Here is a 16,318-nt window from a genome sequence, read left to right on the forward strand (position 1 = left end):
TAGGCAATGGCTGAAACTCAAAACTACGGCACTGGTCGCCGCAAAAGCTCTGCCGCTCGCGTCTTCATCAAGCCGGGTAGCGGTAACATCGTAATTAACCAGCGCTCTTTGGAGCAGTACTTCGGTCGCGAGACTGCACGCATGGTCGTGCGTCAGCCGCTGGAGCTGGTTGATATGGTTGGTAAATTTGACCTGTACATCACTGTTAAAGGTGGTGGTATTTCTGGTCAGGCTGGTGCGATCCGTCACGGTATCACACGCGCTCTGATGGAGTACGACGAGTCTCTGCGTTCTGAACTGCGTAAAGCGGGCTTCGTTACCCGTGATGCGCGTGAAGTTGAACGTAAGAAAGTCGGCCTGCGTAAAGCACGTCGTCGTCCGCAGTTCTCCAAGCGTTAATTGTTTGCTGCTTCGGCAGCGGCAGTTGGCTCAAAAAACCCGCTTCGGCGGGTTTTTTATTGCCTGCATTAATGATTTTTTCCCACGAAAAACGCGAGCTTTACCCGCATTTTGCCCGCAAATCATCACGCCCGCCCCACAAGCTGCTTAAAATCTGGTAAACTCACTGTCACTTTGCGCCTGCAAGACGCAGCGTTGTGCATGTCGTTCCTGTCCGGAAGACCGGTCGATGCTCCTGACGCTGACGGTAGGCGAATCTGATGAGCCGGTGAGTCGCCGCGTGGTTGGCTATTCGCAGTATCTTTTTGTGAACAAACTTGGAGGTTTTCATGGCTGTCGCTGCCAACAAACGTTCGGTAATGACGCTGTTTTCTGGTCCGACTGACATTTTCAGCCATCAGGTACGTATCGTACTGGCTGAGAAGGGCGTCAGCGTGGAGATCGAGCAGGTTGAAACGGATAACCTGCCGCAGGATCTGATTGACCTCAACCCGTATCGCACCGTACCGACGCTGGTCGACCGTGAACTGACGCTGTATGAATCACGCATCATCATGGAATACCTCGATGAGCGTTTCCCGCATCCACCGCTGATGCCGGTTTACCCGGTAGCGCGCGGTGAAAGCCGTCTGATGATGCACCGCATTGAGCAGGATTGGTACAGCCTGATGCGCACCATCGAAACCGCCAACGGTGCCGAAGCCGATGCAGCGCGTAAGCAACTGCGCGAAGAGCTGCTGGCGATTGCACCACTGTTCGCACGCACACCGTTCTTCATGAGCGAAGAGTTCAGCCTGGTGGATTGCTATCTGGCACCGCTGCTGTGGCGTCTGCCGCAGATGGGCGTTGACCTGTCTGGCGCCGGTTCTAAAGAGCTGAAAGGCTATATGACGCGTGTGTTTGAACGTGACTCTTTCCTTGCGTCACTGACGGAAGCAGAACGTGAAATGCGCCTGCAAGCTCGGGGCTAATGTATGGAAATGTCGCAACTAACGGCGCGTCGTCCTTACCTGTTGCGGGCGTTCTACGACTGGTTGCTGGATAACCAGTTGACGCCGCATTTGGTGGTCGACATCAATCTGCCTGGTGTGCAGGTGCCGCTGGAATATGCGCGTGATGGACAGATCGTTCTGAACATCGCGCCGCGTGCGGTAGGCAATCTTGACCTCGCCAATGATGAAGTGCGTTTCAACGCGCGTTTCGGTGGCGTACCGCGTCAGGTTTCTGTGCCGATGGCTGCAGTTCTGGCGATTTATGCCCGTGAAAACGGCGCTGGCACCATGTTCGAGCCGGAACCGGCTTACGAGCTGGCGACGGACGAGCAGGAAGGTAGCGGTCAGGAAGAGACAATGATGTCTGTGATTGATGGCGATCGTCCGGATGATGCGACTGACGACGATCATTCGCCAGATGATGAGCCGCCGCCGCGTGGCGGACGACCTTCACTGCGTGTGGTGAAGTAAAACGTGCAATAAAAAACGGGCCAATTGGCCCGTTTTTTTTATGCCTGCGCGTCTTAGTAGACGTCGCGCAGGTAGCGTTTATCTTTCTTCAGCTGATCAACGTAAGCCGCCGCGCGCTCGCTGGACAAGCCACCGAACTGACGAACCACTTCATACAGCGCCGCATCAACGTCTTTTGCCATGCGAGATGCGTCGCCACACACGTAGAAGTAAGCGCCATCCTGCAGCCAGGCGTAAAGCTCAGCGCCTTTCTCCAGCATGCGGTTCTGCACGTAGATCTTCTCTTCCTGATCGCGCGAGAAGGCCAGATCCAGATTAGTCAGCAGACCTTTCTCCTGCCATGCCTGCAACTCTTCTTCGTAGATGTAATCGTGTGCCTGATGCTGGTCACCGAAGAACAGCCAGTTTTTACCTTCTGCGCCCGTTGCCTGACGTTCCTGCAGGAAGGCGCGGAACGGTGCGATACCGGTGCCTGGTCCAACCATGATCAGCGGCGCATTGCCGTTTGACGGTACACGGAACGCTTTATTTGGTGAGATGAAGATCGCCGGCTTTTCGCCGCGACGTACACGTTCAGCCAGATAAGTTGAGCACACGCCTTTACGCTCGCGGCCGCTGCTGTGATAGCGCACGGAAGCAATGGTCAGATGTACCTGATTTGGGTGGGCTTTCGAGCTCGACGAGATGGAGTAAGCGCGATGCTGTAACGGACGCAGCATGGCAACGAATTCCGGCACCGACAGGCTGCGCGTCAGCTCGAGCTGCAGCAGATCCAGCGTGTCTTTGCCCCACAGCCAAACGGCAAGGGTATCTTTATCGTCGTGCTGCAGGACGTGACGCAGTTCCTGGTTGGTGGTGTGCTGGCCAACCCACTCAATCAGTTTGCGTGATGGCTCGGAAATTTCGAACTGATAAGTCAGCAGATCGCCGAGGTTGCGATCAAAGCTGGGAACTGGCGTTTCGTAATCTGCTTTGAGCTGAGTCAGCAGCAGTGAAACCAGTGCTGCGTCGTTCACCGGGATCACACCCAGCGCATCGCCCGCTTCATATTTCAAACCGCTGTCGGTGAGATCAAACTCGAAGTGACGAATATCTTTCGCCGACTCTTCTGCCGAAAGACGCTTGTTAGTCACCAACGCAGCCGCATAGGGGTTTTGCTTATTGCTGCCCGGAATGACGGGCGCTTCTGGCGCGCTTTCTAATGCTGTACCGCTGCTGCCTGCACTGGCGGCGAATTGCGGCATCGCCGTACCAATCCACGCGCTGGATGGCTCTTCGAAGTCGATATCGCAGTCGATACGATCGGCGACGCGTTTTGCACCGAGCTGCTCAAGACGCATATCGATGAATTTACCTGCCTGGCAGAAACCGTCGTAGCCGGTGTCGCCAATCGCCAATACCGCAAAGTGCATCTGCTCCAGACGCGGCGCGGTGCTGGCTGAAATCGCGTTCCAGAACAGCTGGGCGTTGTCCGGCATTTCGCCTTCGCCGTAGGTCGAGGTGACGATCAGCACGTGACGCATGGTAGCGAACACATCCAGATCCACTTCGCCCAGCGCTTGAACCACCGGCACCAAACCTTTGGCGCGTGCGGCTTTAGCGGCCGTTTGCGACAGCGCTTCAGCGTTGCCGGTCTGTGAACCGAACAGGATGTGCAGCTGCGTATTGGTGCTGGCACCTGCAGCCGGTGCGCTCTGCTTGTCTTCTAATACCAGCAGGCGCGAATGGAGACCGGCGAGGAAGCCCGCCAGCCAGTATTTCTGCTCACCGTTAAACGGTGCATCTTCAGGAATGTAAGGAATTTTCATCGGTAAGGCTCAATCCTGTTCAAAATTTTATCCCTGTCATACTTCAGGTTACAGATGCGTTTGCCGCCTTTCTGCACCTTGAAGTAGTGAGGGAAAGGTCAAAATTACACTTGTTCATTGGCGCTGTAATCAGGAAAGTTTCCCGACCGCAGCAGCGATTTCTGGCAGTGCAGCACGCGCAAACAGCTCTTCAAAATCAGGTAGATGACCAAGCACTTCACGGTTGCAGGCATCCTGATAGATGATCCAGCCGTAAGTCGCCAGGCTGTCCATCGAGCGAATGTTGCGCTGCGTTAATGCCGCTTTGTAATCTGACATTCGTTTCGCGGCGATCAGGCTTGCCAGCTCGTCATCGCTGTAACTCTCAATCGCCGAGCGTGCATGACGTTGCAGCTTGCTGATGAGCGTGAAATCTTCGGTCATCAGCAGATTACGTACCGCTTTTTCTACTGCTGGATCTTCCACCCCCGTGCCTTTCGGCAGCTTGCCCAGCGCCAGCTGCTGCGCGAGGCTGAGAACGGTGTAGTTGTTCAGCAGAACAAACATCTCTAGCGTATCGGTCGCGCCATAAGCCGGAACTGCGCCGTTGGCAATGGTTTTACCGTCACGCCACGCTGATTTGAACTTCGCAACCTGATGCGCAGCCAGCGAGGTTGACAGCTCTTCAAGCAGGTCTTTACGTGATTTGGCTTTCAGGATTTCGGTGCCATCCTGATACAGCAGCAGCGAACGCGGCATCACATAAACAAAGTGGTGGCACTCGGTTTCCCAGTTATCCAGCAGCCAGGCCGCGCGTGGCGATTGGGTTGCTTCCAGATGCCAGTTCAGCATGGTCAGCACCGCTTGTTTGTGCACCTGCGCCATTTCATCTTCATCAGCGATAGAACCAAACAGCACCGAATCACCTGCCGCGTGCGCCGCCAGCGATCCATACGGGTCGTACTGGTAAGCGAAACCGCCGCTCATGCCGTTGCCGAAGCCTTTACCAAAGGTGCCAAGATTGAGGATGGCGCCGTTGGTCATGTATTCGCAGCAGAAGTCGCCAACGCCTTCCACTACCGCGGTTGCGCCGGAGTTACGTACGGCGAAGCGGTCACCCGCCTGGCCCTGAACGAACAGACGACCGCCGGTGGCGCCAAACAGCGCGAAGTTACCGATCAACACGTTGCCATCGCTATCCTGTGCGCCGCCGCCTGGTGACATCACCACCAACTCGCCGCCGCACTGGCCTTTGCCGACACCGTCGTTACAGGTGCCGTAATGCTTCATCTGCATGCCGTCGTTGCAGAACGCGCCGAACGACTGGCCAGCTGAGCCGCTGGTGTTAATCAGCACGGTGGCTGGCGCCAGATAGTGACGACCGCGATCGTCTTTCAGCACCGCTGGCAATGCAGCCAGCTGCTCTTTCGAGAGTTCATGGTTCAGCATGCGTTCGATATCGATCGCCAGCTGACCACCGACGCTCTTGTTACGGTTGTTCAGCGTGATGCCCGCGCCCAGCGCGATTTCACGGCTTGCCGCGCCAACCAGCTGCGTTTTCAGCTCGCTGACCCAGCCATCATCCAGCTCAAAGTCTTTTTCCAGATACACCGGCTTGGCAATTTTCTGCTCTGGCACCACGGTCAACATCGCACGCAGATCCAGTTTGCCGACTTCCAGCGGGTGATCCATCAAGTGCAGCAGATCCGAACGGCCACGCGCTTCACGCAGGGAACGCAGACCGAGGCGGGCGAGGAACTCACGCACTTCCTGCGCCACGTTGATGAAGTACTGCGCCAGCTGACGCGGATCACCATCAAAGGCTTCGGCGTTGGTGGTTAAACCGGCCGGGCATTTGACGTTACAGTTTTTCGCCATCACGCATTTCAGCATCATCAGCGCGGTGGTGCCGAACTCGAAGCTATCGCCGCCAAGCAGGGCAGATTTGATCACATCGCTGCCGGTTTGCTGCGCGCCAGAGCAGCGCAGCTGCACTTTGTCGCGCAGGCCGTTGGCACACAGCGCCTGATGCACTTCAGCGATGCCGATTTCCGCGACGCGGCCGGTATATTTCAGGCTGGTAACGGACGCTGCGCCGGTGCCGCCGGTGTTACCCGCGACGTTAATGACATCCGCGCCGGCTTTCGCCACGCCGACGGCGATGGTGCCGATACCTTCAGATGAAACCAGTTTGACGATGACGCGCACGCGCGCGGCTTTACAGTCGTGGATCAGCTGCGCCAAATCCTCGATGGAATAAGTGTCGTGGTGCGGCGGCGGTGAAACCAGCTCAACGCCCGGCGTACCGCCACGCGCTGCGGCAATCTCAACGGTCACTTTTGGGGCCGGCAGCTGGCCGCCTTCACCGGGCTTCGCGCCCTGACCGATTTTGATCTCCAGCTCTTCCAGCATTGGATCAGCAAGATAAGCCGCCCACACGCCGAAACGCCCGGATGCCAACTGCTTGATACGTGACGCGCGGATGGTGCCGTGACGTGAATAGTGCTCGCCACCTTCACCACAGTTACTCATGCCGCCAACCATGTTAGTACCGTGCGCGACAGCTTCGTGCGCCGGCGCAACCAACGCACCGTGGCTCATCGCACCGGAAGCAAAGGTACGGGTGATTTCGTGGGCTGGCTGAATCTCTTCCAGCGGCAGCGATGGCAGCGCGGTGAAGATCAGCGACAGATAATCGGCCGCTTTGCCGTAAGCGGTGATGTGCAGCACGCCATTCGCTACGTTGCTGCTTTCGATATCGTCGGTGAAACGGGTTTTCAGTGCCCGTGCCAGCGCTTCCAGGCGCTCGCTTTCTGGTTTCAGGCCAGCAATGGCATCGATCAGACGCAGCTCAAACTGGTTCAGGCTGCCGTTCACTGCTTCACATTTCAGGCCACGCGTAGCGAAACCGTTGTTCACCAGCGAGTAGCGGCCCAGTTTGCGGCCGAATTCGGCTTCGCTGTCCACGTGGGTCAAATCGCACGGCAGCGCGAGGATGTCACGTAGCGCCGCCGGACGGCGTTTACGCTCGGCATGCATCAGGCTGGAGAACTGACGATAATCTGGCGTGATGGCAAAGCTGTCGATCACATCATTTGGGATGCGCTCGAAGCTGCTGTCTTTAAAGGCTTCCGCTTTGATGTTGAACGCATTATCCAGTTTGGCCAGCGTCATCAAACGAATAAAGTTGTCCTCTTCGCGCTCTTTGTTAGCAAAGCGAATCGGTTGTTCCGTCATATCAATGAAGGTACGCACCGCGATGGTGCCGTATGAGTGGCCCGCGCCTTCAGCACGCTCTTTGAACAGGCCGAGCAACGGCACTTCCGCTTCGCCCTGAATTTTTAATGCGCTTTGATGCCAGTCTACTGCCATCTGGGCGATCGCCGGGAAGCCCGCGCCGCCGACCGGCGTTTTGATATTCGGGAAATACTTTTTCAATACCGGATCGTCGGTATTCAGGAAGTTCGGCTCGAAGAACTCGCCGCAGCTGTAGCTCTCAACGGTACACAGGCCGACTTTACCCATGGTTTTCATCAGCGCTTTTTCGGCTGCTTTGGCATAGCGTTTAAAGGCTTTATTGCCTTCTTCGCCTTCACCGAATTTCTCTTCCGCACGCATCTGCACGCCGAGTGGGTAAACGGCAGAAGCACCGAAGCCCAGCGTCGCTGCGATATGGTGTGAAGAGATGCTTTGACCACTTTCGACCACCAGCGAAACATCCAGACGCAGACCTTCCTGCACCAGACGTTGGTTGATCGCCGACACCATCAGCAGCATCGGGATCGCTGCGTGAGTTGAAGAGATATGACGATCGGTGATCACCGCGATGCCGCCTTGCTGGCGTGCGAAATCGACAACCTGCTGGGCTAAGTCATCAATGGCTTTTTCCAGCGCGTTGGCGTTGGCCGCACGGCTGACGATATCTTTGCCGACCACCGGCTCATACAGCATCTCGAAACGCGCATAAGGAGCGACGGTTTGCTCGCGCAGGCGCAGCATGTCGAGGTGCGTCAGGATTGGCGTCGGAACAATGATTTGCTGACCTTTGCTGCGGCCGAGATGCGGCTTCGCACCCAGCGCCACACGCAGCGTCATGCCGTCCGCTTCACGAATGGAGTCGAGCGGCGGGTTGGTAACCTGGGCAAATCGTTGTGAGAAGTAGTGCGCCATGCCGCCTTCGTGGTCAGACAGGCCGTTGATGGCGTTGCCGTAACCCATGGCTGAGATCTTCTCAGCGCCGGTTTGCAGCATCGGATCCATCATGAATTTGAAGCTTTCCTGGTTGTAGTAGTAGGCGACAAAACGTTGATAGGTTTTGAGGTCACCACGATAACGCAGCGGCGAGCCGAGCTGCTCTGCCTGAATTTCTGGCAGGTCGGCGAGATCGATACGCGCTTTGCTCAGCAGTGACAGATAATCTTTTTCAGCGGCCAGTTTTTCCAGCGCTTCAACCGTGGTGTAAGAGCGTTTCTCTTTGTGATCGTAATAGAGCATGCCGCCCGCTTCGATACGGCCACGACGCAGCACGCTTTCCGGTGGGAAGGCGATCTGGCCCGCTTCAGACATCGCACCGATGTACTCCGCGGTTTCAACGGAACGCAGCGGACGCAGACCGAGGCGGTCAAGTCGCGCGCCGATCACTTCACCGTTACCGAAGATCAGCGCAGCTGGGCCATCGTTCTTCTCTTCATATAAAGAGAAGTACTCGAGCATGGCGCGCACTTCGTTCGAGAGCGAGGTATCGTTCTCCCACGCTGGCGGCATCATCGAAACTACGGCGTTGATCAGGTCGAGGTTATCTTCCATCAAACGGCTATGGATGCTCTGGTCGAGACGCGAACTGTCGGACTGACCTTTTGGACGCACGATTTTTTTACCGCGCGCCAGCATCAGTGCCGCTTCGGCAATGCGGTTTTTACGATCGGTGTTCAGCTCGCCGTTGTGCGCCATTAAGCGGAATGGCTGCGCCATGGTGGTATGCGGATCGGTGTTGGTCGAGAAACGGGTGTGGAAGAACAGCCCGCGGACCTGATGATCGGCATCGGTCAAATCTTTGAAGTAAGGAATCACTTCGTTGGAGTTCAGACGCGCTTTAAATACCTGTGTGCGCGAAGAGAGCGACAGCGGATAGAGGCCGCCGAATTCGCTTTCGGTAAAGGCGCGCGCTTCGATATCCAGCAGCGCGCGATAAATCTGGCGCTCGAATTCGAGTTGCTCAGTCACTTCCTGCGGCGCGGCAAAAATCCACTGCACAATCGGCAGCTGGAATTGCAGGGCGGCCGGGCGCGTCACGCTGCCGTCCAGCGGCATATCGCGTTTCACTAATACCGGGAAGTTATGCGCCGCCAGCGTTTCTTCAACCAGACGCTCAGCGTTTGCACGCAGCTCTGCGTCTTTTGGCACAAAGAAGTTACCGACGCCAAAACGGCCGGCTTCCAGCGCCAGACCGGTGACCTTGCGGAAGAAGTTCAGGGAGAGATCGACGTTCACACCCGCGCCATCGCCCACGCCTTCGGCAGACATGCCGCCACGGTGCGGAACCGTGCACAGCGCGCTATGGGCCATTCGCAGAATCTCATGAGTCTGCTCGCCGTCCTTACGGGTAATGAAACCTACACCACAGCTGTCACTGCCAGCTGATGGGTCATACAAACCATAGGGATTCGGTTTTTGCGTGGACATTGAGAGTCTCCTTAAACTTCTTTTGACATTACCTGCATTATTTCGTGTACCGCAGCGTGACAATGTAAGCCAGCGCGGCGGTATCAATTCTTGTGCCGCTCAGTAAAGAGCAGGCGTCGCAGCACCGAGCAAGGGCTCTCAAGACACTGTTGTCACGTCCTTAATGAGCTGCTCTTTTTATTCCGGTCTCTTTCGGGAGATAGCTTGCATCCAGAGGGAGGCTTCTTGCTGCATAGATATGCCGAGACACAGGCCCACCAGGAAAGCTTCCAGTGGAATTCCAACTTATCGGGAAAGCGAACTCAGGTCAAATAGCCAGCTTTGATGCGGGTAATAGGCTTTCTTGTCACTTAATTAAATGATTAATAAGAATTTATTGCGTAAATTTATGTCAATATCCCGCTGCGCATTCCCCCAGTAAGTGTGAGCCGTCTCACTGTGACCCAGCCCTCTAATATCCAAACAATGCTGGCAGAAAGGGTTATAACAGCATTTAATGCTGTTAGGGGCAGTTGATACACAGCATGTATCTGTTTTTCTTATGGCGTCATATTTGAATCAAAATGGCGCTGCCATTAGTAAAATTAATCACGCAAAGCATGCGTAGAAAGTCATTTAAATTGAATGGGTATGCAATAAAGAGGTGCAACCATCAGGATGAATGGCTGCCAGGGTGCTGATTAGCACCGGATGTTGAGAAAAGGTCCGCTAAAGCGCGGCCCTCCAGATTATTCAGTTGGCAGAATTAGTCAAGCGCTTTGCGCATATAGAAGGGAACGTCGGCGAAATCACGCTGCGATGCACCATTACAGGGCATAACCTGCGCGATATGGCCGGGTGAAGCGGGGCAGCGCAGCGATAATTACGCTATCATGAGCCAGATTTCGTTCAGGGAGCTCGTAATGAAACAGATTCGTCTTTTAGCGCAGTACTACGTTGATTTGATGGTCAAACTCGGCTTGGTGCGCTTTTCGCTGCTGTTAGCCTCAGCGCTGGTGGTGCTGGCGATGGTGGTACAGATGGCCGTCACCATGGTATTGCGCGGGCATGTGGAGAGCATCGACGTCGTCCGCTCCATCTTCTTCGGTCTGTTGATTACGCCCTGGGCGGTCTATTTCCTCTCAGTGGTGGTCGATCAGCTGGAAGAGTCGCGCCAGCGCCTGTCGAAACTGGTGGATAAGCTGGAAGAGATGCGTACGCGCGATCTCGAGCTGAACCAGCAGATGAAAGAGACCATCACCCAGCTTAATCAGGAAATTAACGACCGTATTAAAGCCGAGCAGGCGCGCGAGCAGGTGATGGATAAGCTGCGCGAAGAGATGGCACGACGCGAGCAGGCGCAAATTGAGTTGGAACAGCAATCCTCCTTCCTGCGCTCCTTCCTTGATGCGTCACCGGATTTGGTGTTCTACCGCAACATTGATAAGCAGTTCTCCGGCTGTAATCGCGCCATGGAACTGCTAACCGGCATGAGCGAAAAGCAGCTGATTGGCCTGACACCCCGCGATATCTACGATGACGAAGCCGCGACCAAAGTGCTGGAAACCGATGAGAAGGTGTTCCGCCACAATGTGTCGCTGACCTACGAACAGTGGCTGCAATATCCCGACGGGCGCAAAGCCTGTTTCGAAATCCGTAAAGTGCCCTATTACGACCGCGTCGGCAAACGCAGTGGCCTGATGGGCTTTGGCCGCGATATTACCGAGCGTAAGCGCTATCAGGACGCGCTAGAGAACGCCAGCCGTGAGAAGACCACCTTTATTTCGACTATCAGCCATGAGCTGCGTACGCCGCTGAATGGCATCGTCGGGCTGAGCCGCATCCTGCTGGATACCGATCTCAATCAGGAGCAGCTGAAGTACCTCAAAACCATCCACGTGTCGGCCATCACGCTGGGCAACATCTTCAATGATGTAATTGAAGTGGACAAAATCGAACGCCGCAAAGTGCAGCTGGATAATCAGCCGCTGGATTTCACCGGTTTCCTCGCCGATCTGGAAAACCTCTCCGGTCTGCTGGCGCAGCCAAAAGGGCTGAAATTTGTCATGGCGCCGGAGCTGCCGCTGCCCCATAAAATTTCGGCGGATGGCACGCGTCTGCGTCAGATTCTGTGGAACCTAATCGGCAATGCCGTGAAATTTACTCAGCAGGGCGAGATTGTGGTGCGCGTTGCCTATCGTCAGGATGAAACGCTGCACTTTGAAGTGCAGGATTCCGGCATGGGCATTCCGCAGGAAGAGCAGGATAAGATCTTCGCCATGTATTACCAGGTGAAAGATCAGCACGGCGGCAAGCCGGCGACGGGCACCGGCATCGGTTTAGCGGTTTCGCGTCGTTTAGCCCAGGCGATGGGCGGCGATATTAGCGTAAGTAGCGTCGCGGGGCAGGGTTCCTGCTTCACCGTGGAGATCAACGCGCCACGCGTCGCTGAGGAAGTGGAAGACGACAATCTGGATGACAGTATGCCGTTGCCGGCGCTGCACGTGTTGCTGGTGGAAGATATTGAACTCAACGTCATCGTTGCGCGCTCGGTACTGGAGAAGCTGGGTTGCAGCGTCGAAGTCGCGATGACCGGTACGGATGCGCTGGCGATGTTTGATCCGCAGGAGTTCGATCTGGTGCTGCTCGATATTCAGCTTCCGGATATGACGGGCCTCGACGTGTCACGTGCCATCCATCAGCGTTACGCAGATGTGGCGCTGCCGCCGCTGGTGGCATTGACCGCCAATGTGCTGAAAGACAAAAAAGAGTATCTCGATGCCGGCATGGATGATGTGTTGAGCAAACCGCTTGCTGTGCCAGCGCTTACGGCGGTGATCAAGAAGTTCTGGGATTATCAGCCGGAGCTGGAAGAGATCGCCACCGAATCATCAGACGCGCAGTCGCGCACGCTGCTAGATGTGGCGATGCTGGAGCAATACATTGAACTGGTTGGCCCTGGTTTGATTACCCAAAGCCTGACCATGTTTGAGCAGATGATGCCGGGCTACCTCGAGGTGCTGGATTCCAACATGATGGCGCGCGATCAAAAAGGGATTGCTGAAGAAGGGCACAAGATCAAAGGTGCGGCAGGTTCGGTTGGCTTACTGCATATACAGCAGTTGGCGAAGCAGATTCAGTCGCCGGAATTGCCAGCGTGGTGGGACAACGTGCAAGAGTGGGTCGATGAGTTAAAACAAGAGTGGCTGAAAGACGTGAACGTGTTACGTGAATGGGTAGCGGAGCGGGAAAAATTACAGGACGTTAGAAAAAAATGACCCCAGTCGAAACTGGGGTGCGCGAATACTGCGCCAACACCAGGGAAATGGGCACTGCTGCTATTATTAGAAATCGAATAAGAAAGCAGCAGTTCGGTATTGGTTAACGCTTCCAAATCACCTTAACAAATTCGCCAATGCTTGCGACAAGATTCATTAAATTGTGTGATGTTGAGCAGCGATTAAATACAGAAAACATTAATTTGCTGACACAGTCAAGCAAGGAATTAATTTCTTTGCCATATTGCACCTTTTTTGACCAATTGTTCTGCTTTTTGCCTGGTTTTGCTTCAGTCGTTAGCAGGAAAAGCCTGACACGAGCATGGAAAATGTGATTCTGACAAAAAATTGAAGTTAAGTTAGATTAACGTGCTGATATTGATGAATAAAGTAAGGTTTTTTGACGGCTTATCCAAAACGTTTTGGAAACCTTAAACGGAAAGTTCCAGTTTATAGTTTATTGAATGATGTAAACCAATTGTGCGGTAAATCGCTTTACCATTATTGAGGCCCAATGCAGGCAGGATCATACAGATTTGGTCGCATTTTTCAGATTGGTCTCTGTAATCAATGAACAAGTTCGAACATCATAAAAAATTATAGTTAAGCTTCATGAAAGCTTTTGCGTGAGCGATATCACATTCAGTTAAGTGTTCATGCACGCAGCGCCTGGTGCATTTAACATCATGGAACCGATTCCTTTTTGGCGGAAGTGCTTGATGTGATTGGCTCTAATAGAGGAACGTTGATTGCGCAGGCAACAATTTCACTGACGTTTTTGCCAATCAGAGGATAAAATTTAGTGGTTAATCGTTGGTGTTAGCTATTGTGACTTGGGTGATTGATTAATACAGGGAACAGGTAAGAGAAAATTGCATGAGCAAGAGTAAAGGGACGCTGGGAAAACGTATTAAAGTACTGATTGCTAAAGTGCTGCTGGCCTGGCTCGGCATCTGGTTAGCGGGCATTCTGCTGTTTGCTTTTTTACCGGTACCGTTTTCGGCGGTAATGGTGGAGCGGCAAATCGGTGCCTGGTTTACAGGGCGTTTTGATTATGTGGCGCACTCGGATTGGGTCGGCATGGATGAGATCTCGCCGTGGATGGCTTTAGCGGTTATCGCTTCTGAAGATCAAAAGTTTCCCGAGCATTGGGGCTTTGATGTTGATGCCATTCAATCAGTGCTGGATAACGATGGCAATGAACGCATGCGCGGAGCTTCAACCTTGTCTCAGCAGACGGCGAAAAACCTGTTTCTATGGGATGGCCGCAGCTGGGTGCGTAAAGGGCTGGAAGCGGGACTCACGGTTGGAATCGAAACCGTGTGGACCAAGCGGCGCATCTTGACGGTTTATCTCAATATTGCAGAATTTGGCGATGGCGTATTTGGCGTGGAAGAGGCCTCACAGCGCTATTTCCATAAACCCGCCAGCCGCCTGACGATGTCTGAAGCCGCATTACTGGCGGCGGTTCTACCCAATCCGATCCGCTTCCGTGCCGATGCGCCTTCAGGCTACACGCGACAGCGCCAGCAGTGGATTATGCGGCAGATGCGCCAGTTAGGCGGCGAAGGTTTCCTGAATCGCTACAAGCTGCATTGAAAGGCTTAATCTTCGTCAAAGCCCGCTTCAAACAGTTCGATGACCGCTGCCAGCGCCTGCTCTTCCTGCGGGCCGCTGGCTTCGATTTCAATATGACCGCCTTTCGCTGAGTCGAGCATCAGCAACGCAATCACGCTGCTGGCTTCCGCTTCGGTGCCCGATTCGTTACGCAGCAACACTTCAGCATCAAAACTCTGCACCAGCTCGAACAGCTTCATCGCTGGGCGCGCGTGCATGCCCAGCTTATTACGAATTTCGACGGTTTGCTTCACGGTCATGATTTGCGTTTTTCCAGAGTGCGATGACGAGACTGCACGTTTTTACCGCGTGAACGGAAATAATCGGCCAGTTGTTCCGCGATATACACCGAACGATGCTTACCGCCGGTACAGCCAATGGCGACGGTAAGATAGCTGCGGTTATTGGTTTCCAGCATCGGCAGCCACAGTTCCAGATAGCTGCGCGTTTGATAGATAAAGTTGTGCACTTCGGTGTGACGATCGAGGAAGGCGGCCACCGGGCGATCCAGACCGGTCATCGGACGCAGCTTGGGATCCCAGTGCGGGTTCGGCAGGAAGCGCACATCGAAAACATAATCGGCGTCGATCGGAATGCCGTGTTTGAAGCCGAATGACTCAAACACCATGGTCAGTTCACGCTCGCGCTTGCCCAGCAAGCGGGTACGCAGCATCTCTGCCAATTCATGAACCGACATCTCAGACGTATCGATAATCAGATCGGCGCGTGAGCGCAGTGGCTCCAGCAGATCGTTCTCTTCATCAATAGCACTCTCCAGTGACAAGTTTTTGCTGGAGAGCGGATGCAGGCGACGCGTATCGCTGTAGCGGCGAATCAACGTGTTGCGATCGGTATCAAGAAACAGCAGCTGCGGCGAAAAGGCATCGGGCAGATTGTTGAGCGCCGCTTCAAAGACTTCCGGTGATTCCGGCATGTTACGCACATCAATGCTGACTGCCGCAGAAATATTGCGTTCGGTTAAGGTATTCGCCAGCTCCGGTAGCAAGACCACCGGCAAGTTGTCGACACAGTAAAAACCCATATCTTCGAGGGCACGCAGCGCGACTGATTTTCCTGAGCCTGACCGACCGCTAACGATCATCAGCACCATCACATTTCTCCCGTTTTAAACCGGCGAATACGCCGGTAAAAGTGTTTTTCGCTTAAGAGTGTGCTTCCTGAGCTTCTGTGATAATGGCGTAGAGCTCTTGGTCGCTCTGTGCCGCGCGCAAACGACGACAGACGGTTTTATCTGCGAGGCGTTTGGCAACCAGCGAAAGCGTGTGTAAGTGGGTTTTACACTGGTCCGCGGGTACCAGCAGGGCAAACAGCAGGTCAACCGGCTGATTATCTACCGCATCAAAAGCGATAGGCTGATCGAGGCTAATAAACACGCCGACAGCGCGTAAGGTGTCCTCTTCCAGCTTGCCATGTGGAATGGCGATGCCGTTACCAATACCGGTACTGCCCATGCGTTCGCGGGTCAGGATGGCTTCGAAAAGCGTCTGGTGCGGCAGATTGAGCTGCTTCGCTGCCAGCTCGCTGATAATCTCCAGCGCGCGTTTTTTACTCTGGCAGTGTACGCCGCTACGGGTACAGTCCAGTGAAAGGACCGAGCTCAATTCCAGTGTTAGATCGTTGTTCATCATCGTTTCACTTGCGAGTTCACATAGCCACGAGTTTCAGGCAATTGATTTTATTACCGTTCACCCGCTGGCGCTTGCGCAGATGACAAAACGGGGCGGTAAATTCCGCCCCATTTATGCTCTAAGTGCCGAATCAGTCAGCACTCTGCAAGCGTGAAGGTTAGTGTTTTTTCAGTTTGTCTTTGTGCTTGGTCAACTGACGGGAAAGCTTATCGATTAACCCGTCGATGGCCGCGTACATGTCTTCCGCTTCCGATGTGGCGTGCAGCTCTCCGCCGTTAACGTGCAGTGTTGCATCCGCAACCTGCGTCACCTTCTCTACCTTCAGAACAATATAAACCTGATTGATACGATCAAAATAGTGTTCCAGTTTGGCAAATTTGGTATTTACAAATTCACGCAGAGGTTCGGTAATTTCAACATTAAGTCCGGTAAGGTTTAGCTGCATAGGTCTTCCTTCTTCGTTC

Annotated in this window: 11 protein-coding genes; 5 read left to right on the forward strand and 6 right to left on the reverse strand. The window is 54.3% G+C overall.

The window, feature by feature from the left end:
* The first annotated feature begins 6 nt into the window (after nt 1-6).
* From rpsI to sspB, 3 genes are all read left to right on the forward strand, one after another.
* Nucleotides 7-399, forward strand: a complete 393-nt coding sequence (gene rpsI, locus P6287_RS02255) for a 30S ribosomal protein S9 (protein ID WP_007886600.1) — start codon at nt 7-9, stop codon at nt 397-399.
* Between the two features lie 329 nt (nt 400-728).
* Nucleotides 729-1,370, forward strand: a complete 642-nt coding sequence (gene sspA, locus P6287_RS02260) for a stringent starvation protein SspA (protein WP_008104394.1) — start codon at nt 729-731, stop codon at nt 1,368-1,370.
* A 3-nt stretch (nt 1,371-1,373) separates the two neighbouring features.
* A complete protein-coding gene (gene sspB, locus P6287_RS02265) occupies nt 1,374-1,862 on the forward strand; it encodes a ClpXP protease specificity-enhancing factor (protein WP_064737765.1) in 489 nt (162 codons plus the stop codon).
* A 53-nt stretch (nt 1,863-1,915) separates the two neighbouring features.
* Here the strand turns inward: sspB and P6287_RS02270 are convergent, their stop codons facing one another.
* Together P6287_RS02270 and P6287_RS02275 are read right to left on the reverse strand one after the other, a co-directional pair.
* A complete protein-coding gene (locus P6287_RS02270) occupies nt 1,916-3,670 on the reverse strand; it encodes a sulfite reductase subunit alpha (RefSeq protein ID WP_101762289.1) in 1,755 nt (584 codons plus the stop codon).
* Between the two features lie 129 nt (nt 3,671-3,799).
* Entirely contained in the window at nt 3,800-9,331 is a 5,532-nt protein-coding gene (locus tag P6287_RS02275; protein ID WP_277974439.1) for a glutamate synthase-related protein, read from the reverse strand.
* Between the two features lie 902 nt (nt 9,332-10,233).
* Between P6287_RS02275 and arcB the strand changes: the two genes are divergently transcribed.
* Nucleotides 10,234-12,588 (forward strand): aerobic respiration two-component sensor histidine kinase ArcB, encoded by a 2,355-nt coding sequence (arcB, locus tag P6287_RS02280; protein WP_222185109.1) that lies wholly within the window; start codon nt 10,234-10,236, stop codon nt 12,586-12,588.
* 876 nt (nt 12,589-13,464) lie between these two features.
* A complete protein-coding gene (gene mtgA, locus P6287_RS02285) occupies nt 13,465-14,187 on the forward strand; it encodes a monofunctional biosynthetic peptidoglycan transglycosylase (protein WP_110868084.1) in 723 nt (240 codons plus the stop codon).
* Nucleotides 14,188-14,192: 5 nt separating this feature from the next.
* Here the strand turns inward: mtgA and npr are convergent, their stop codons facing one another.
* The 4 genes from npr to hpf all read right to left on the reverse strand — a co-directional run bounded on the left by npr (nt 14,193) and on the right by hpf (nt 16,299).
* Nucleotides 14,193-14,465, reverse strand: a complete 273-nt coding sequence (gene npr, locus P6287_RS02290) for a PTS phosphocarrier protein NPr (RefSeq protein WP_008104379.1) — start codon at nt 14,463-14,465, stop codon at nt 14,193-14,195.
* Entirely contained in the window at nt 14,462-15,316 is an 855-nt protein-coding gene (rapZ, locus tag P6287_RS02295) for an RNase adapter RapZ (protein ID WP_101762285.1), read from the reverse strand. Before rapZ ends, npr begins: the two co-directional genes overlap by 4 nt.
* Before the next feature lie 52 nt (nt 15,317-15,368).
* Complete coding sequence (gene ptsN / locus P6287_RS02300; RefSeq protein ID WP_176970221.1) at nt 15,369-15,851, reverse strand: PTS IIA-like nitrogen regulatory protein PtsN; 483 nt, start codon at nt 15,849-15,851, stop codon at nt 15,369-15,371.
* Between the two features lie 160 nt (nt 15,852-16,011).
* Nucleotides 16,012-16,299 carry a ribosome hibernation promoting factor gene (gene hpf, locus P6287_RS02305; protein ID WP_101762283.1) on the reverse strand — a complete coding sequence of 96 codons (288 nt, stop codon included), beginning with the start codon at nt 16,297-16,299 and terminating at the stop codon, nt 16,012-16,014.
* Nucleotides 16,300-16,318: the final 19 nt, after the last annotated feature.

The sequence above is a fragment of the Pantoea sp. X85 genome (genome assembly GCF_029623675.1).
Classification (GTDB): domain Bacteria; phylum Pseudomonadota; class Gammaproteobacteria; order Enterobacterales; family Enterobacteriaceae; genus Pantoea; species Pantoea leporis.